Source organism: Nonomuraea sp. NPDC048901, assembly GCF_040649695.1.
Lineage (GTDB): Bacteria > Actinomycetota > Actinomycetes > Streptosporangiales > Streptosporangiaceae > Nonomuraea.
Map to the genome: position 1 here is coordinate 155,550 of NZ_JBEZFW010000024.1, position 17,414 is coordinate 172,963.

Genomic DNA, 17,414 nt, shown 5'->3' on the forward strand with positions numbered 1-17,414 from the left:
CGGCCCTCACCGACATTCGCGGTCAGGAGTGGCCGAGCTCCTCGGTGGCCGTGCCGTCGACGGATCCGGCCTCCTCTTCCATCAGGTCGAAGCCCATGTCGTCGAGGATGGGCATGGCCTGCTCGGCGGACGGCGGCATGACCGCGGCCTCCGAGTGAGCCCCGCAGCCGTGGTCGGCGGCGACCACCTTGCCGTCGTCGGGGGCGTACTCATTGGCGCAGACCCCGAACACCTGCCGGAGCCCACCCGCGAGTGGCCAGTAGAAACCACAGGTGGAGCACTGCGCGGGAGCGGCGTGTGCGATCGGCGTATGCGGCCCGTGCTCGCCCGAGTGCCAGCGTCTGGCAGCGCGGTCCTTGCCGATGGCCGAGAGCACACGGGCCCGGCCCAGGCCGTACTCGAAAATCGTCTGATGGTCGGTCTCGTCGTCGGTCTTGACGAAACCTGGCTCCAGCCGGTCGTCGTCCTCCGAGGTCGGCAACAGGTCACCGACGCCCAGATCGCCGGGGCGCAGACGCTCGCTCCAGGGCAGCCACTCGGGCGCGAGCAACGCCCCCGAGCCCGGCAGCAGGACGGCTTCGCTCACCGTGACGTTCTTGGCCCGTGAGGCGCGGGTCACGGTGACGGCCCAGCGCCAGCCGCGGTAGGCCCGGTCGAGACAGGCGAAGTAATGGGTGACGATGCGGTCGCCCTCGCCCTCGTAACCGAGGTGCTCACCCGGCTCGCCCGGCCGCGCGAGCTCCTCCGCGGCGGCGCGCGCCAAGTCCACCGCGGCGACGCACGCCTGGTCGGGCGGGGAGACGCGGGTCCGGGTGCGGGTCATCTGTCCGCCTCCGCCGCAAGGTGCTGTTCGCTCACACTTTCATTCTCACCCATGACCGGACCTGAAGGTGCCCACACCGCCCATCCCGGACCCACTGGCACCGAACCTGAAGACGTGCCACACCCCAATCCCGGACCCCTCACGACACACCACCAGACCCGACCCCGAACAAACCCACCGCCGTGGGCGGCCGACGATCGGGGAGAACGCGCACCGGACCTGAAGGAGCCCACACCGCCCACACCGGACCCACTGGCACCGGACCTTAAGAGGCCCACACCGCCCCTCCCCGATCAACTGGCGACACAGTGTTGGGTCCATCCCCGGGCGATCCGTCGCCGTTTGTGAGCGGGGATCGGGTAAGACTGGTAAGCGTGCAAGGAGGCTGGGACACGGCTCGTGAGGTCACGCGGCGCGTGGGGCGAGGCGTCGCCGGCGCGGGCCGCGCCACCGCGCGCGCGGGCCGGGCCACCCTGCGGGCGGGGAAGGCGACCGCGGGCGGCACGGCGCGGGCGGGCAAGGCCACGGCCAGAGGGGCGCAGAAGGTCGGCAGGGGCGCGCAGAAGGTCGGGAAGGCGACCCGCCGTCTCACCCACGCCAACGGCGCCGACCGCACCGGGCTGGGCCGCCTGATCGAGCTCACCGCCGGTCACAGCGGCGGCGACGCGCTGGTCACGGTCGCGCTGGCGAGCACCGTCTTCTTCGGTGTGCCAGTCGGCGAGGCCCGTGGGCCCGTGGCGCTCTACCTGGTCATCACGATGCTGCCGTTCGCCCTGCTGGCGCCGTTCGTGGGGCCGATCCTCGACCGGTTCAGGTCGGGCCGCCGCTATGTCATGGCGGGCACGCTGTTCGGCCGCGGCCTGCTGTGCTTCGCGATGGCCGCCGCCGTGGGGCCCGGCGATCTGCCGACGTTGTTCGTCGGGGCGTTGGGCGTGCTGGTGCTGTCCAAGGCGTACAACGTGTCACGCGCGGCGATCATGCCGAGCGTGCTGCCCGCCGACATCACGCTGGTCTCGGCCAACGCCAGGGTGGCGCTGTTCTCGCTGATCTCAGCGGGCGTGATGGTGCCGGTCGCCGCGGGCCTGACCGCGTGGCTGGGCAGCGCCGCGGTGCTGCGTACGGCGATGGTCGCCTTCCTCCTGATCGGTGTCCTCGCCGTACGGCTGCCGCGCCACGTCGACTCGCCCGAGCTGGAAGAGGAGGAGGGCAGGCCGCTCCGCTGGCGGACCCTCCTGAACGTGGGCCCGACGGTGGCCGAGGCGGTCTGGGCGAACGTGGCCATCCGCCTGTTCTCCGGCTTCCTGCTGTTCTTCATGCTGTTCCTGGTGCAGGACAAGGGCGTGCCGTGGCTGGCCGCACCCGACCCGTTCTTCGACATCCCGAAGACGATCGCGCTGCTCGCGGCCGCGGCCGGGCTGGGCGGCCTGGTCGGCGCGGTGGTCGCGAACTGGACCCGCAACCACTCGCCGCACCTCATCACGCTGTTGACGCTGGCCGTGACCGGCGCGACCACGATCGCCACGGCGGTGTTCTTCGGCCTCTGGACCGCGGTCGCGATCTCGCTCGTCACCGCGTTCGCGCAGGAGCTCGGCAAGCTCGCCCTCGACGCGATCGTGCAGCGGGAGATCGGCGAGGAGGTGCGCTCGTCCACGTTCGGGGTGGTCGAGGCGGTGTTGCAGCTCGCCTGGGTGTTCGGCGGGCTGATCGGGCTGCTGCTGTCGCTGGCCGAGAGCAGCGCGGCCGGGCTGATCACGCTGGCCGTGGCGCTGACCGGCACGTTCGGCTGGCTGATCGTGCGCCGCCGCAAGCGGATCCGCGCCACGACACGCGGACCCCAGGTCGCGCAGGATCAGCGCGTCGACAACCTCGACACGACCAAGCCGCTGACGAACCCCAACGGCTAGGCGTCGAGGTCGTCCGCCACCGCTCTGAGCACCTGCGCGATCTTCTTCGCGTGCGCCGCGTCAGGGTGCTTGCCCCGCTGGTAGGAGGTCGAGACGTCGTCGAGGAGCTTGATCAGGTCCTCCACGATGACGACGAGTTCGTCCGGCTTCTTACGCTTGGCCTTGGGCTTCGTCTTGGCCAGCGTCGGCGGCTGCTCGAGGATCCGCACCGACAGGGCCTGCTGGCCGCGTCGTCCCTCGGCCACGCCGAACTCGACCTTCTGGCCGGGCTTGAGCGGGCCGGCACCTGTGGGTAGCGCGGAGGAATGCACGAAGACCTCACCACCGTCGTCGCGGGTGAGGAAGCCGAAACCCTTGTCGGCGTCGTACCACTTGACCTTGCCACTCGGCACAGGAGGAACCTCGTTCAAACAGTCGTAAAAGGCGAATGGATGTAGGTTATGCCCCGCGAGGCTCCGGGGCGACCAGGAAAATTCCCGGCATTTACCGGAGTTGCCCACTCGAACGCCATCCGGCGAACCAGTCGGCGAATTCCGTCAGGTCGCCAAGCGCCACATCGGCTCCGTGATCACGTAGTTCGTCCAGCGTGTAAGGGCCGGTCGCGACCGTCACGCTGACGGCTCCCCCGGCCCGCGCGGCCTCGATGTCCGCCACATGGTCACCAACATAGGCTCCGGCGCCGAAGCGCGCGAGTGCCGTACCCTTGGCCGCCCCGAAGACTGACCCGACCACCTCGTCCACGGCGAGCCCGAGCGCCTTCACGGTGCTGGCCGCGTCGCGCGGGTTCTTGCCGGTCACGACGATGATCCTGCCCCCTTGCGCGCGTACGGCCTCGACGGCCTCCATCGCTCCGGCCATGGCCGTGTGCACGGGCACACCCAGCTCCGGATAGATCTCCCTGAACAGGATCACGGCTTCCGGGATCGCCTCCAGCGGCAGCCAGTTCGCCAACTCCTGCTCGAGCGGCGGGCCGAGCCTGGTGATGATCGCCTTGCTGTCGATGACCACGCCGAGGCGCGCCGAAAGCTCGTCGTAGACGGCCGCGATCCCCGACCGTGTGTCCGCCAATGTCATGTCCAGGTCGAAACCCACCGATGTCCGCACAAGATGAAGGATGCCAAACGCGTCCGCATTACGGGTAACGGCCCTTGTTGTGGGACCGTGAGAGTGGGAAGAAAGGAATTACTTATCGGGAGGAGTGGCCGTGACCGAGCCCCCCAAACCGCCGGAAGCGGGAGACCGGCTGGTCGCCGCCGCCAACCGGCCCAGCCCGCCCGAACAGCCCACCCGGAACATCTCGCCCCGGCCGCACCGACCCGCGCTGCCCCAGCCGGTGACCGGACCGGTCAGGGTGTGGCGGGGCGTGGTGGCGTTCCTGGCCGCGGCCGTCCGGCTGGCGTCCCGGCTGGCCGCGCTGATCCTGGTGCTGTACGCGATCTTCACGGTGTTCCGGGCCAACCCGGCCAACATTTGGTACCAGTTCGTCGAATCGCTCGCCTCGCCGCTGTCGGTGGGCCTGGCCAACCTGTTCCAGCTCGCCGACGTACGGTGGACGACGCTGGTCAACTACGGGCTCGCGGCGCTGGTCTGGCTGATCGTCGGCTCGGTCGTCGCGGGGTTGATCCGGCGCGCCGCGCCGTGACGGCTACGCTCCATCACGGAGGTATCAGGACAGAATGACCAGATCGACGCGTGAGCGGATCATCGACGAGGCCCTGCGGCTCTTCGCGGAGCGGGGCTACTCCGCCACTTCGGTGGCCGAGATCGAGGCCGCCTCAGGGCTCTCCCCGGGCGCCGGAGGGCTCTATCGGCACTTCAAGTCGAAGTATGAGGTGCTCGCCGCGGCGATCAACGAACATGCCGCGCGTACCCGTACGCAGGTGGCCGAGAGCCTGGCCCAGCTGGGCGACATGGAGACCTCGGCCGACCTGGAGATGCGGCTGTCGCACCTGTGCCGCGCGGGGCTGGCCAAGGTACGCGAGGAGTCGGAGCTGACCCGGGTGTTCTTCCGGGACCTGAGCCAGTTCCCCGAACTGGTGGCGGTGGTGCGCGAAGGGCTGCTGCAGCCCATGTTCGACGCCATCACGACCTGGTTCCGCGCCCAGCCCGAATACGAGGACGCCAAGGTCGACTGGAACGGCATCGCGGCGGTGCTCGGCGGCTCCGTGGTGCACTACCGGCTGTTCCAGGAGACGGTCGGCGAGTCGCCGGGGCACGCGGAGAAGGACCAGTTCGTCACCGCCTGGGTACGCCTGGCCGTGGGCCTCCTACCGAGCCCCGCCCCCGTCAGTTGACCTCCACCAGCCGGTAAGCCAGCCAGACCACGCCCAGCGCCGTGCCGATCATGAACATCACACCGCTGACGTCGAAGAACTGCACCACGAACGCCTGCACCCCCGGCTCCGCGCCCACCCGCAGACCACCGACGAGCGCCCCGCCGAGCGTGTAGCCGACCAGGGGCGCACCGATCCCGATCAGCCGGTCACGCAGCACCCAGCCCTCCGAGAACGCCACCAGCAGCGCCCCCAACGCCCACACCAGCACCGGCACCCGGAAGATCGCGACGGCCGGCAGGCCGACCGGGACGAGCAGCGCGGCCAGCACCAGGACCACCATCGCCGCGGTCTCACGCGGGTACTCCTTGACGATGGTGCCGGCGTCCCGTCCACGGGTGGCCATCGGGTTCGCACTGGACATGGCCGCCTGCCGCAGCCGCGCGAACGGCAACCCGCGCAGGGGCCGCGGGGCCAGATGGTCCTCCGCGAGGCGCCGGCCCAGCTGGGCTCCCGCAGGCGCCACGTCGTCGACGATCTTGGGGAAGAACGGCGTCGCCCCGCCCGCCCCCGCGACCCGTTCCGCCTTGGCCACGGCACCCGGCGTCACGGTTCCCCGTGCGGCCCCGGGCGCGGCGGTGGGCGCCGTTCCGGGCCGGGGTCCGGCCGGGGCACCGGGCGCGCCGTCCGGCCCCGCCTCGGCCAGCCTGCGGGCCTCGCGTTCGACCAGCGCCACCGGGTCGCCGAACCGGGCGAGCACCTTGACCACCTGGCGTGGGTTCTGGCTGCCCTGCCGTTCGACCTCGATCCTGGCCCGCAGCCGCTTGGCGAAGTCGAGCCGCTGGTCGGATCTGAGCACGCCATGAGCCGCGTCGGCGGCCGCGCTGACGTAGTTGAGTATGAGCTGGTCCGCTCGCTCAATCACGTGAGCCATGCTGCCCCAATCAGGGTGGACATACCATGGCAACGATGGAGTTCACGGAGTGGATCAGGGGGCGCACCGACGAACAGCTGCGGGCGCTCGTCTCGGCGCGCCCCGAGCTGATCACTCCGGTGCCCGCACATCTGGAAGGCCTCGCCGTACGCGCGGGCAGCCCTTCGGCGATCGGCCGTGCGCTCGACCGGCTCGACCGCTTCACGCTCTCCGTGCTCGAAACGCTGGCCGTACGACCGGAGCCCAGCACGAAGGCGGCCCTGCGCACGCTCGTCGGCGGGGCGCTGGCGGCGGGCAAGCCGGAGCCCGCGCTGTCGGCGGCGATCGACCACCTGCGCGACCTGGCCCTCGTCTACGGCCCCGACAGCGCCCTCGCCCTGGCCCCCGGCGTGCGGAAGGTGCTCGACGACCCGGCGGGGCTCGGTCCCCCGGCGGTGGAGGCGTTCCGGCACCACGCGCCCGAGCAGCTGGCCGAGATGGCCGACGACATCGCGCCGGGCACCACGGGCTCGGGCAAGGAACGCCTGGCCGCCGCCCTGGCCCGGCCCGGAAAGCTGATCGAGGAGGTCTCGCCCGAGGCCAGGGCCGCGCTCGACCAGCTGACCTGGGGGCCTGCGACGGGCCGGGTGCCCAACGCCAGACGTGAGGTGCGGGTCGCCTCCGCCCGATCGCCCATCGATCAGCTGCTCGCCCGCGGCCTGCTGGCGGCGACGGGTGAGGAGACCGTGGCCCTGCCTCGGGAGGTGGGCCTCTATCTGCGTAACGGCCTCGTACACCGGGATCTGTACGCCGTACCCCCGGCTCTGGAGGGTGCCGCGCGGGACCAGAAGCTGGCCGACCGGACGGCGGCGGGGCAGGCGTTCACGTTCGTGCGGACGGTCGAGGAGCTGTGCGAGCGGTGGAGCGCCGAACCACCGGGCGTGCTGCGTACCGGCGGCCTGGGCGTACGGGATCTGAAGCGCACCGCGACCGAGCTGGACGTGCCCGAGTGGGCCGCCGCGCTGACCGTGGAGGTCGCGCACGCGGCCGGGCTGATCGCGGCGGGCGGCAACGTCGACGGCGAGTGGCTGCCCACCACCGGCTACGACCTGTGGCGAGTCCGGCCGACCGCCGACCGGTGGGCCGCGCTGGCGGTCACCTGGCTGCACACCGATCGCGTCCCCGGCCTGGTCGGCGAGCGTGACGACCGGGACCGGCCGCTCAACGCGCTGCACACCGAGCTACGCCGCTCGTCCGCGCCGGGTGTGCGGTCGGCGGCGCTGGGCGTGCTCGCGTCGGCGCCCGGCCTGGCGCCCACGCGCGAGTCCGTGTTCGACCGGCTGGCGTGGGAGCAGCCGCGCCGCCGGGGGCCGCTGCGTGAGCAGCTGACGGAGTTCGCGCTGCGGGAGGCCGAGCAGGTCGGCGTCACCGGGCTCGGCGTGCTGTCGGGGCACGGCCGGGCGCTGCTGTCCGGCGAGGACACCGCCTCGGTGCTGGCCCCGCTACTGCCCGAGCCGGTCGATCATGTGCTGCTCCAAGCGGACCTGACCGCCGTCGCGCCAGGACCGCTCACCAGCGAGCTGAACCGCTGGATGACGCTGGCCGCCGACATCGAGTCCAAGGGGGGCGCGACCGTCTACCGGTTCGGCGAGGGCTCGGTCCGCCGCGCGCTCGACGCGGGCCAGGGGGCCGAGGAGCTCCTGGCCATGCTGGAGCGTCATTCGGCGACGCCGGTCCCGCAGGCGCTGTCCTACCTGATCGCCGACGTGGCCCGCCGGCACGGGCGCATCAGGGTCGGTACCGCCAGTGCCTACATCCGCTGCGACGACCCGGCCCTGCTCGACCAGATCACGGCCGACCGGCGCGCCGCCGCGCTGCGCCTGCGCCGGCTGGCTCCCACGGTCATCGCCTCCCGCTCCTCGCGGGCCGCGCTGGTCGACGCGCTGCGTGCGATGGGGTACGCCCCGGTGGCCGAGTCGCTCGACGGCGACGTGATCATCTCCGAGCTCGACAGGAGGCGCACCGAGGGCCTGCCGCCAGCCCGGTCCGTACCCTCGCCCAACGGCCTCGACCCCGAGGTCACGGCCGCCGCCGTACGCGCGCTGCGAGCGGGCGACGCGGCCCATCTGACGCGGCGCGAGCCCGCCGACGCCCCCAGCGGCCAGATCCCGCGCGGCCCGGCGACCGCCACGATCTCCGCGCTGCAGGAGGCCATCAGGCAGGGCGTACGCGTGTGGATCGGCTACCTCGACTCCCAGGGCAACGCCACCTCGCGCATCCTGGAGCCGGCGCGGATGGAGGGCGGTTACCTCACGGCGTACGACGAGACCAGGGCGGCCGTCCACCGCTTCGCGCTCCATCGCATAACCGGGGTCTCCGACCTGTCTTGACGCCCGGCGATGATCAGGCGAGGTTGGGACCGTGAGCGAGCTGACGTTGGGCCGGTTGGCCGAGGAGTCTTGGAGCAGGTTCGACGACTTCGACGCGGTCCACTACGAGGGGGTCTGGCACCGCGCCCACGCGCTGGCCGAGCGGGCTCGCAAGGTCTGCGGCGGGCTGGTCGAGGCGGGGGTACGCCCCGGCGACCGGGTCGTGGTGATGATGGCGAACTCACCCGAGGTCGGTCTGATCTACGAGGCGATCTGGGCGGCCGGTGCGGTGGTGACGCCCGTGGTGTTCCTGGTGGGACCGGCGGAGTTGCGGCACATCCTGGACGACAGCGGCGCCACCGCCCTCATCACCTCGCCCGAGCTGGTGGAGACGGTCCAGGCCGCCGAGCCCAAGATCCCGATATTTGTGGACACGGGGGAGCTGGAGCGGGCGACCGAGCGGGGACCTGTCGGGCGGGACGCCACCGATCTGGCGGCTCTCATGTACACCGGAGGCACGACCGGCATGGCCAAGGGCGTCATGCTGAGCCATCGCGGGCTCTGGCAGGTGGCCAAGGACGCCTACGAAATGTCCCACCAAGACGGGAAAAATCGCGCAATAGTGCCGGTGCCCCTCTCCCACTCGTACGGGCTGATCATCACGGTCGCCGGGATGCACGCCACGGAGCCGCAGCAGGCGGTGCTGATGCGCTGGTTCGACCCGAAAGCCTTCCTCGAGTTGGCCGCCGCGCAGCGCGCCCAGTACGGAACGGTCGTGCCCGCCATGCTCCAGATGCTCCTGGCCGAGCCGCTGGAGGCCCACCCCCTGCCCGACCTGGCCTTCCTCACCTGTGGCGCGGCGCCGCTCGGCCGGGAGACGCTGGAGGAGTTCGAGCGCCGGATGCCCGGTGTGCAGGTCCTCGAAGGCTACGGGATGACCGAGACCAGCGCCGTGACCACATTCAACCCGCCGGGGCGGCGCCGGATCGGCAGCGTGGGGCTGCCGCTGGCCGGCTACACGATCACGATCCGCGACTCCTCCGGCGACCAGGCCGAGCCGGGCGACGTCGGGGAGATCTGCGTCAGCGGCGACTCGCTGATGCTCGGCTACTGGGGCGAGCACCCCGCGGACCCCACGGGCACCGCGCTGGTCGAAGGTGAGCTGCGTACCGGCGACATCGGCTGCGTGGACGACGACGGCTATCTGTACATCGTCGACCGGAAGAAGGACCTCATCATCCGCGGCGGGTTCAACGTCTTCCCGCGCGACGTCGAGGACGCGCTCAACGAGCACCCCGACGTGGTGATGTCCGGCGTCGTGGGCCGTCCGGACCCGCGGGTCGGCGAGGAGGTCGTGGCCTTCGTCCAGCTCAAGCCGGGCGGCACGGCCACCGCCGAGGAGCTGATGACCTGGGCTCGTGACCGGGTCGGCCGGGTGAAGTACCCCCGGGAGGTGCGATTCGTCGACTCGATCCCGGTCACGAGCGTGCTCAAGCTCGACCGCAAGGCGCTGCGGTCGAGGCTCGGCTAGTCGTCCTCGTCGATGGCTCCCAGGGGCCCCCACTTGATGTTCTTGAGCTCGCCCAGCGCCTGTCCGCCGGAGTCATAGGCGGTCACCTTGCTCAGCGCGGCCGGGCGGATGGAACCCTTCTTGTCGGCGTACACCCGCGATCGGCCGATGTAGAAGCCGTTCCGTACGTTGGCCGTCATCTTCCGCCCATCCGGCCACTCGACCTCCACCCGGGTCACCGCCGGAGCGACCCGGCCGGCCACCACCAGGAAGGACGGGTCGCGGTCCAGGCCCGGGTTGATCTCCGACTGCATCTGGATGCTGTAGGCGTCGACGCTGAGCGCCCCGCGCAGGGCCAGCTTGCCGGGCGGGTCGGCACCCCAGTAGGAGAAGATCGGGTCCGTCGGGTAGCTGACCAGCCGGATGGCCGGCGTGCACAGCACGAATCCCTTGCGGCTGCCGACCAGCCGCGTCACGCCCAGTTTGTCCTTTGCCTCCACGAGCCAGCGGTAATCCTTGACGGTCCCGTACTTGGGCAGCCGCCGGTCGCCGTCCATGTTGTGCACCGGGCTGCCCTTGGGCATGCAGTCCTCCACGGTCGCGAACTGCGCGATCGTGTTCCGTGGCAGGCCGGGGATGTCCCGGACGTACGCGGTGGCGGGCGGGTCCGTCGTGGACCGCGTCGAACTCGCCGTGGGCACCATGTCGGCCGTGGGTTGTGTGCTCGCCGTCGGTGGGCTCGCGGGGGAGATCGCCAGCTTTTCGCGCGCTTGCAGCGCCACCACCCCGATGGCCACCACACAGGCCGCCGCCGCCAGGGCCAGCCCCCATCTCGGCCACTTCAGCCGTGCCCGCCTCCGTAGGGCACGTGACAGAAGCAGCTCGGGATCCACGGGCCGTGCCCGGTCGGCCAGCCTGCTCAGGGCCTCGGTGACCGCGCGTTCGTCGACTGTCATCTCAGGCCTCCAGACGGACTGTCTCGCCCACCAGTTCGCGCAGCCGCTTCACGGCCTGGTGGGTCTGGCTGCGTACGGTGCCGATCGAGCACCCCATGATCCTGGCGACGTCGGACTCCGGCAGATCCTCGAAGTAGCGCAGGACCAGCACGGCCCGCTTCTTGGCGGGCAGCCGGCGCAGGGCCTGTTCGAGCGTGAGCCGGTCGTCGACCCGCGCGGTGCCGTCGCCCGCGATCCGCTCGGGCAGCGTCTCGACCACGCGCTCGCGCCCCCAGCGCGGGCTACGCCACCGGCCGACCTGCTCGTGGTACATGACCCGGCGGACGTACGCCTCCGGATCGCCCCTGATGCTCCGCCATCGGTCCGCGGTTCTGGCCAGCGCGCTCTGGAGTAGATCCTCCGCGGCGTGCTGGTCGCCGGTGAGCACGTACGCCAGGCGCATGAGGCTGTCCGATCGCGTCGTGACGAACGCCGTGAAGACTCGTAGGTCGTCCGGGTGCAACTCGCCTCCCTGCTCTGGGTCTCGATCTCTAAAGACGTGTGAGAGGGTCCAGATCTATGGCGAGACAGCAGACCCGGCAGGGCGCGTGGCCATTCCGTGATAAATGTTGACCTGTCAGGAGGTGGCATGAGCCAAGAAGGCCCATCGGGCGAATATCCGTACCAGCCCTACGGCGCACCCTACGGCCAGCAGCCGCCGCCACAGCACGGTTATGGCTACGGCTATCCCCCGCCACCTCGGCCGTCCGAGGGGCCGAAGGCCACCGCCATCGTCGCGCTGGTGCTCAATCTGCTCTCGATCGTCGGCTGTTGCAACATCTTCGCGATCCCTGGCGCCATTCTGGCGGGCATGGCGCTCGGCCGGTCGAGCACGCAGCCCGCCAGTGCCAAGAGCCTGCTCGTATGGTGCTGGACACTGTTCGGGGTGGGCCTCGCGCTGAACCTCGGCATCTTCCTCTTCCTCGGCCTCAACGGCTACCTCGACGACTGATTACCTGTTCGGGGACTGTTCTTGCCGTCTGATGTGTTGGATAGGCGTCAACCGTAGAAGGGATGTCCGTGAACGACGGCCCGCTCATCGTCCAGTCGGACAAGACGCTGCTCCTCGAAGTCGATCATGAGAACGCGGGCGAGTGCCGCAAGGCCATCGCGCCGTTCGCCGAGCTCGAGCGCGCCCCCGAACACGTGCACACCTACCGCGTCACCCCGCTGGCGCTGTGGAACGCGCGCGCGGCCGGGCACGACGCCGAGCAGGTCATCGACGCGCTGATCAGTTTCAGCCGCTATCCGGTGCCCCACGCGCTGCTCGTGGACATCGCCGAGACCATGGCCAGATACGGCCGGCTCAAGCTGGAGAAGGACCCGACCAACGGGCTGATCCTGACCTCCACCGACCGGGCCGTGCTCGAAGAGGTGCTGCGGTCCAAGAAGATCCAGCCCATGCTGGGCGAACGGCTCAGCGACGACTCCGTGGCCGTGCACCCGAGCGACCGCGGCAACGTCAAGCAGGCGCTGCTCAAGCTGGGCTGGCCCGCTGAAGACCTCGCGGGCTACGTCGACGGCGAGCACCACAAGATCGAGCTGTTGCAGGACGGCTGGAGCCTGCGGCCCTACCAGCAGGACGCGGCCGACGCCTTCTGGCACGGCGGCTCCGGCGTGGTCGTGCTGCCCTGTGGCGCCGGCAAGACCATCGTCGGCGCGGCCGCGATGGCGCACGCCCAGGCCACCACGCTGATCCTGGTCACCAACACGGTGAGCGCGCACCAGTGGAAGCAGGAGCTGCTCAAGCGCACCACGCTGACCGAGGACGAGATCGGCGAATACTCCGGCAGCAAGAAGGAGATCCGCCCGGTCACCATCGCCACCTACCAGGTGATGACCACCCGGCGAAAGGGCGTCTACAGCCACCTGGAGCTGTTCGACGCGCGCGACTGGGGCCTGGTCGTCTACGACGAGGTGCACCTGCTGCCCGCGCCGATCTTCCGGATGACCGCCGACCTGCAGGCCCGCAGGCGCGTCGGGCTGACCGCGACGCTGGTGCGCGAGGACGGCCGCGAGGGCGACGTGTTCTCGCTGATCGGTCCCAAGCGCTACGACGCGCCCTGGAAGGAGATGGAGAACCAGGGCTGGATCGCCCCCGCCGACTGCGTGGAGGTCCGGGTCACGCTGACGGACGAGGAGCGGCTGGCGTACGCGATGGCCGAGTCCGAGGAGCGCTACCGCTTCTGCGCCACCACGCCGTCCAAGACCCACGTGACCGAGGCGCTGGTCCGCCGGCACCTGGGCGAGCAGGTGCTGGTCATCGGCCAGTACATCGACCAGCTGGACGAGCTGGGCGAGCACCTCAACGCTCCGGTGATCAAGGGCGAGACCAGGGTCAAGGAGCGCGAGCGGCTCTACCAGGCCTTCCGCGACAAGGAGATCCAGGTCCTGGTCGTGTCCAAGGTGGCGAACTTCTCCATCGACCTGCCCGAGGCGGCCGTGGCCATCCAGGTGTCCGGCACATTCGGGTCACGCCAGGAGGAGGCGCAGCGGCTCGGCCGGGTGCTGCGGCCCAAGGCCGACGGCGGCGGCGCCCGCTTCTACACGGTGGTCAGCAGGGACACGGTCGACCAGGAGTTCGCGGCGCACCGCCAGCGGTTCCTGGCCGAGCAGGGTTACGCGTACCAGATCATCGACGCCGACGACGTGCACGGCGGGGTGTAGCACCAGGAGGCGAGGCCCGGCCGCTCACCCTCCGAGCGGCCAGGCATCGACGTCGTTACGTCCACGAGACTCCGCGGGCTGTCGACAATCGAACCACCCCCCTCACCAGCGTGCTACGCCGCTGTGCGCCCTCAATCAGCCAGCGACATACCCCCATGATCCGGCAAATGCACCTGATATGCCCGAATTCTCGGTTATTGGCAGGTTGTCGTTATCTGGCGAGCAGGCCGCCCAGGAAGAGCACCCCTTCGGCGGCGATCCAGGCGGCCACACCCACGCCCATGAACCGGCTGAACACGCGGGGGTCGCTCCTTGCGGAAGGGACCAGCCAGGCACCGGCCGTGCAGCAGGCGGCGACCACGGCGAACAACCCTGACAGCGTCGAGACCGAGCCGAGCCGCTGCGAGCAGCCCGCCGCGGACTCACCCCCCGCGCAGAACGCCTCCAGCCCCCACCCCGCGAACACCGACAATGCCCACAGCGCCGCCAGCAGGAAACTCGCCACTGTCGGGATGATCGGGGAGAAAACAAACCGTACGCGGGCCACGGTCCCTCTCTACCCCGGCTAAATGCTTTGGAAGCCTGCCGGACGCCCCACTAAACTGGTCGATTCGCTACCTACACCACCTCCGTTACTTCGACCAGGGAGGCACTTTCGCATGCCCGCACACCAGCTGGCCCCCGACATACCCGCCGACGTGCTCGCGGCCGAGCAGTCCCATCTGGCCGAGTCGAGAGCCGCGCTCCAGGCCATGCGGCTGCACGCCCAATCGCTGTCGGCCGACGCGGCCGGCGACTGGGTGTCCCAGCAGATCCTGCAGTCGCTGCTCGACAAGCGGGTGGCTGCGCTGGCCGACCACCCCGACACCCCGCTGTTCTTCGGCCGCCTCGACCGCTCGGCGGACGACGACCTGCCCCCCACGATCTACGTCGGCCGCCGCCACGTGCACGACGGCAGCAGCCGCCCGCTGGTGATCGACTGGCGCGCGCCGGTGTCCCGCGCGTTCTACCAGGCCAGCCCCGCCGATCCGATGAGCGTCGCGCGGCGGCGCCGGTTCGGCTATCACGGCGGCATGCTGACCGCGTTCGAGGACGAGCCGCTCGGCGAGGGCGGCGACATCGGGCCGTCGAAGATCCTGACCGAGGAGATCGAGCGCCCGCGCACCGGCCCGATGCGGGACATCGTCGCCACGATCCAGCCGGACCAGGACGAGATCGTCCGCGCCACGCTCACCCAGACCGTCTGCGTACAGGGTGCGCCGGGCACCGGGAAGACCGCCGTCGGCCTGCACCGGGCCGCGTACCTGCTGTTCACCCACCGCGAGCGGCTGGCCAGGTCGGGCGTCATGATCGTCGGCCCCAACCGCGCGTTCCTGTCCTACATCTCCTCCGTGCTCCCCGCGCTCGGCGAGGTCAAGGTCGACCAGACCACGGTGGCGGGCCTGCTCGGCGAGCACGCCACGCCGGAGGATCCGATGGTGTCGGCGCTGAAGGGCGACGCCCGCATGGCCGCCGTGCTGGAGCGGGCGTTGTGGCTGCACATCGTGAAGCCGGAGGAGGGCGTCGTCTACAGCAAGGGCGCCTACCGCTTCCGGGTGGCCGACTACGAGGTACGCGAGATCGTCGCCTCGCTACGCGGCACCACCCGCTACGGGCCCGGCCGGGCGGCACTGGCCCAGCGGCTCGCGCACATGGTGCTGGTACGCATGGAGCAGCGCGGGGAGTCGCCCGACGACCGGGTGCAGGACGCCGTGGCCAGGTCCAAGCCGGTCAAGCAGCTCGTCGACGTGGTCTGGCCCAAACTGGTGCCGCAGCAGGTCCTGTTCAAGCTCCTCTCGGACCCAGAGTTCCTGGCAAAAGCCGCCAAAACCGATTTGTCGCCTGACGAGCAGCAAATGTTGCTATGGCAGAAACCGTACCGAGGCTGGAAGTCCGCCAAGTGGTCGGCGGCCGACGCCGCGCTGCTCGACGAGCTCGGCGACCTGATCGAACGCACGCCCTCGCTCGGCCACCTGGTCGTCGACGAGGCGCAGGACCTGTCGGAGATGCAGCTGCGCGCGCTCGGCCGGCGCTGCCGCAACGGCTCGGCGACCGTACTCGGAGACCTCGCCCAGGGCACCACGCCGTGGTCCACCAGCTCGTGGGAGACCGTCCTCAAGCACCTGGGCCAGGACGAGGGCGAGGTCACCGAGCTGACGCTGGGCTTCCGCGTGCCGCGCGAGGTGCTCGACTACGCCGCCCGCCTGCTGCCGTCGATCGCCCCGGCGCTGGCCCCGCCGCGGTCGCTGCGTCCCGGCGTGGGCTCGCTGAGCGTACGCCCCGGCGGCGCGGTCGCCGACGCCGCGCGCGAGGCCATGGCCCGGGAGGGCTCGATCGGCGTGATCGTGCCCGACGCCCTGGTGGCGGAGGTGTCAGGGCAGCTCGACGGGCTGGCCCACGCCGTGCTCGACCCCGACACGACCGAAGAGCACCGGCTGCTGATCGTCCCGGCGACGCTGGCCAAGGGCCTGGAGTACGACCACGTGATCGTCGTCGAGCCGGCCGACATCGTGGCGGCCGAGCCCCGCGGCCTGGCCAGGCTGTACGTGGTGCTCACCCGTGCGGTCACCTCGCTCACCGTCCTGCACGGAAAGGCACTGCCCGCCCAGCTGTCCGCCTGACCACCTGAAGGACCCGCGAGCGGGCACGTCGTCTCCCGAAACCGGCGCACTCCTAGGATGGCTGGAGTAGTGGAGGATCTCTACCAAGGAGGACGCCGTGCCCGCACCGCTGCCACACGAACACCTGCCGTCGGTCCCCGCACTCACAGTCCAGAGCGACGACATCGCGGACGGGGAGAGGCTGGGGGACCTGCACGTCTTCAACGACTGGGGCATGACCGGCCAGAACCTGTCACCCCACCTCCAGTGGTCCGGCGCCCCGGCCGAGACGCAGAGCTACGCCGTGACCTGCTACGACCCCGACGCGCCCACGGGCAGCGGGTTCTGGCACTGGGTGCTCTTCGACCTTCCGGCCTCCGTCTCCGAGCTGCCCACCGGCGCCGGCACCGCACCTGAGTTCAAGGGCCTGCCCGCGGGGGCCACGCACGCGCGCAACGACTACAACAGCAAGGACTACGGCGGCGCCGCTCCCCCGCCCGGCGACCCGCACCGCTACGTCTTCACGGTGCACGCGCTGGGTGTTGCGGAGCTGGGCGTCGACAGTGACGCCAGCCCGGCGGTGGTCGGCTTCAACATCACCGCCAACACGCTCGCGCGCGGCCACATCGTCGCCCACTTCGGCGTCTGATGGCGGCCGATTCAGGAGCCGCTTCGGGGGTGAAGACACGACACGGCGGGCTCGGCGACGTGCCCGCCGTGCTCGACTTCTGGCTCCTGGCCGCCGAGGGCACCGACCGGCGCGACTCGCCCGACAAGGTGGTGGCGCTGATCGAGCGCGACCCGGAGGCCCTGCTCCTCGCCGAGCTCGACGGGGAGCTGGTGGGCACGCTCATCGCGGGCTGGGACGGCTGGCGCGCGCACCTCTATCGCCTCGCCGTCCACCCGTCCCACCGCCGTAAGGGCATCGCCACCACGCTCCTGGCCGCGGCCGAGTCCCGCTTCGCCGCCTTCGGCGCCTTCCGCGCCGACGCCATGGTGCTGGACGACAACGTCTCCGCCCATGGGGCGTGGTCCGCCGCCGGCTACGCACGCCAGCCCACGTGGTCTCGCTGGGTCAAGCCCCTTAAATGATCATATGTACGGCTCTTCGCACAACAACAGACCGGCCCGGACAACGTGCGTCCGAGCCGGTCTGGTGAGAAGAGACCTGGAAGTCTCTGGTGAGGAGACCTAGAAGTCCATGTCTCCGCCGCCGGGCATGCCGGCGGGGGCGGCAGGGGTCTTCTCGGGCTTCTCGGCGATGACCGCCTCGGTGGTGAGGAAGAGCGCCGCGATGGAAGCGGCGTTCTGCAGCGCCGAG

17 protein-coding genes are annotated in these 17,414 nt (G+C 70.7%); 10 read left to right on the top strand and 7 right to left on the bottom strand.

The window, feature by feature from the left end; translation table 11 throughout:
* Positions 1 to 22: 22 nt before the first annotated feature.
* Positions 23 to 823, bottom strand: a complete 801-nt coding sequence (locus AB0C30_RS50615; protein WP_357957949.1) for a DUF3027 domain-containing protein — start codon at positions 821 to 823, stop codon at positions 23 to 25.
* Positions 824 to 1,197: 374 nt separating this feature from the next.
* Between AB0C30_RS50615 and AB0C30_RS50620 the strand changes: the two genes are divergently transcribed.
* On the top strand, positions 1,198 to 2,727 hold the full coding sequence (locus AB0C30_RS50620; protein ID WP_357957951.1) for an MFS transporter: 1,530 nt from the start codon (positions 1,198 to 1,200) through the stop codon (positions 2,725 to 2,727).
* Here AB0C30_RS50620 and AB0C30_RS50625 read toward each other — a convergent pair.
* Together AB0C30_RS50625 and AB0C30_RS50630 are read right to left on the bottom strand one after the other, a co-directional pair.
* Complete coding sequence (locus AB0C30_RS50625) at positions 2,724 to 3,119, bottom strand: cold-shock protein (protein WP_357957953.1); 396 nt, start codon at positions 3,117 to 3,119, stop codon at positions 2,724 to 2,726. The genes AB0C30_RS50620 and AB0C30_RS50625 overlap by 4 nt on opposite strands.
* Before the next feature lie 91 nt (positions 3,120 to 3,210).
* Positions 3,211 to 3,831: an HAD hydrolase-like protein gene (locus AB0C30_RS50630; RefSeq protein ID WP_357957955.1), complete on the bottom strand. Its 621-nt coding sequence runs from the start codon at positions 3,829 to 3,831 to the stop codon at positions 3,211 to 3,213.
* Between the two features lie 100 nt (positions 3,832 to 3,931).
* On the opposite strand from AB0C30_RS50630, the gene AB0C30_RS50635 reads away from it, so the two are divergent.
* Positions 3,932 to 4,369, top strand: a complete 438-nt coding sequence (locus AB0C30_RS50635; RefSeq protein ID WP_357957957.1) for a hypothetical protein — start codon at positions 3,932 to 3,934, stop codon at positions 4,367 to 4,369.
* A gap of 34 nt (positions 4,370 to 4,403) precedes the next feature.
* On the top strand, positions 4,404 to 5,021 hold the full coding sequence (locus AB0C30_RS50640) for a TetR/AcrR family transcriptional regulator (RefSeq protein WP_225300763.1): 618 nt from the start codon (positions 4,404 to 4,406) through the stop codon (positions 5,019 to 5,021).
* Here the strand turns inward: AB0C30_RS50640 and AB0C30_RS50645 are convergent.
* Positions 5,014 to 5,925, bottom strand: coding sequence for a hypothetical protein (locus AB0C30_RS50645; protein WP_357957959.1), 912 nt, complete (start codon positions 5,923 to 5,925; stop codon positions 5,014 to 5,016). The two genes, AB0C30_RS50640 and AB0C30_RS50645, sit on opposite strands and share 8 nt — an antisense overlap.
* 44 nt (positions 5,926 to 5,969) lie before the next feature.
* On the opposite strand from AB0C30_RS50645, the gene AB0C30_RS50650 reads away from it, so the two are divergent.
* Positions 5,970 to 8,303 carry a helicase-associated domain-containing protein gene (locus AB0C30_RS50650; protein WP_357957961.1) on the top strand — a complete coding sequence of 778 codons (2,334 nt, stop codon included), beginning with the start codon at positions 5,970 to 5,972 and terminating at the stop codon, positions 8,301 to 8,303.
* Between the two features lie 31 nt (positions 8,304 to 8,334).
* A complete protein-coding gene (locus AB0C30_RS50655) occupies positions 8,335 to 9,813 on the top strand; it encodes an AMP-binding protein (protein ID WP_357957963.1) in 1,479 nt (492 codons plus the stop codon).
* On the opposite strand, the gene AB0C30_RS50660 is transcribed toward AB0C30_RS50655, so the two are convergent.
* Both AB0C30_RS50660 and AB0C30_RS50665 read right to left on the bottom strand, forming a co-directional pair.
* Positions 9,810 to 10,748, bottom strand: coding sequence for a hypothetical protein (locus AB0C30_RS50660; RefSeq protein WP_357957965.1), 939 nt, complete (start codon positions 10,746 to 10,748; stop codon positions 9,810 to 9,812). The two genes, AB0C30_RS50655 and AB0C30_RS50660, sit on opposite strands and share 4 nt — an antisense overlap.
* Position 10,749: 1 nt before the next feature.
* On the bottom strand, positions 10,750 to 11,250 hold the full coding sequence (locus tag AB0C30_RS50665; protein WP_357957967.1) for a SigE family RNA polymerase sigma factor: 501 nt from the start codon (positions 11,248 to 11,250) through the stop codon (positions 10,750 to 10,752).
* A 126-nt stretch (positions 11,251 to 11,376) separates the two neighbouring features.
* Here AB0C30_RS50665 and AB0C30_RS50670 point away from each other — a divergent pair, with 126 nt between their 5' ends.
* Both AB0C30_RS50670 and AB0C30_RS50675 read left to right on the top strand, forming a co-directional pair.
* On the top strand, positions 11,377 to 11,739 hold the full coding sequence (locus tag AB0C30_RS50670) for a hypothetical protein (protein WP_357957969.1): 363 nt from the start codon (positions 11,377 to 11,379) through the stop codon (positions 11,737 to 11,739).
* Positions 11,740 to 11,801: 62 nt separating this feature from the next.
* Entirely contained in the window at positions 11,802 to 13,454 is a 1,653-nt protein-coding gene (locus AB0C30_RS50675; RefSeq protein ID WP_357957971.1) for a DNA repair helicase XPB, read from the top strand.
* Positions 13,455 to 13,665: 211 nt separating this feature from the next.
* Here AB0C30_RS50675 and AB0C30_RS50680 read toward each other — a convergent pair whose 3' ends face one another.
* Positions 13,666 to 13,959 carry a hypothetical protein gene (locus AB0C30_RS50680; protein WP_357957973.1) on the bottom strand — a complete coding sequence of 98 codons (294 nt, stop codon included), beginning with the start codon at positions 13,957 to 13,959 and terminating at the stop codon, positions 13,666 to 13,668.
* A gap of 154 nt (positions 13,960 to 14,113) precedes the next feature.
* Here AB0C30_RS50680 and AB0C30_RS50685 point away from each other — a divergent pair, with 154 nt between their 5' ends.
* The 3 genes from AB0C30_RS50685 (at position 14,114) to AB0C30_RS50695 (ending at position 17,185) form a co-directional block, all read left to right on the top strand.
* Positions 14,114 to 16,114: an AAA family ATPase gene (locus AB0C30_RS50685; RefSeq protein ID WP_357957975.1), complete on the top strand. Its 2,001-nt coding sequence runs from the start codon at positions 14,114 to 14,116 to the stop codon at positions 16,112 to 16,114.
* 97 nt (positions 16,115 to 16,211) lie between these two features.
* On the top strand, positions 16,212 to 16,742 hold the full coding sequence (locus AB0C30_RS50690; RefSeq protein ID WP_357957976.1) for a YbhB/YbcL family Raf kinase inhibitor-like protein: 531 nt from the start codon (positions 16,212 to 16,214) through the stop codon (positions 16,740 to 16,742).
* Between the two features lie 29 nt (positions 16,743 to 16,771).
* Positions 16,772 to 17,185 carry a GNAT family N-acetyltransferase gene (locus AB0C30_RS50695; protein ID WP_357957978.1) on the top strand — a complete coding sequence of 138 codons (414 nt, stop codon included), beginning with the start codon at positions 16,772 to 16,774 and terminating at the stop codon, positions 17,183 to 17,185.
* The last annotated feature ends 229 nt before the right edge of the window (positions 17,186 to 17,414 follow it).

Excerpts from the sequence above, each read along its gene's own strand:
- AB0C30_RS50670 (WP_357957969.1), top strand. The coding sequence starts at position 11,377 with ATGAGCCAAGAAGGCCCATCGGGCGAATATCCGTACCAGCCCTACGGC.
- AB0C30_RS50660 (WP_357957965.1), bottom strand. The coding sequence starts at position 10,748 with ATGACAGTCGACGAACGCGCGGTCACCGAGGCCCTGAGCAGGCTGGCC.
- AB0C30_RS50685 (WP_357957975.1), top strand. The coding sequence starts at position 14,114 with ATGCCCGCACACCAGCTGGCCCCCGACATACCCGCCGACGTGCTCGCG.
- AB0C30_RS50640 (WP_225300763.1), top strand. The coding sequence starts at position 4,404 with ATGACCAGATCGACGCGTGAGCGGATCATCGACGAGGCCCTGCGGCTC.
- AB0C30_RS50650 (WP_357957961.1), top strand. The coding sequence starts at position 5,970 with ATGGAGTTCACGGAGTGGATCAGGGGGCGCACCGACGAACAGCTGCGG.
- AB0C30_RS50675 (WP_357957971.1), top strand. The coding sequence starts at position 11,802 with ATGTCCGTGAACGACGGCCCGCTCATCGTCCAGTCGGACAAGACGCTG.
- AB0C30_RS50615 (WP_357957949.1), bottom strand. The coding sequence starts at position 823 with ATGACCCGCACCCGGACCCGCGTCTCCCCGCCCGACCAGGCGTGCGTC.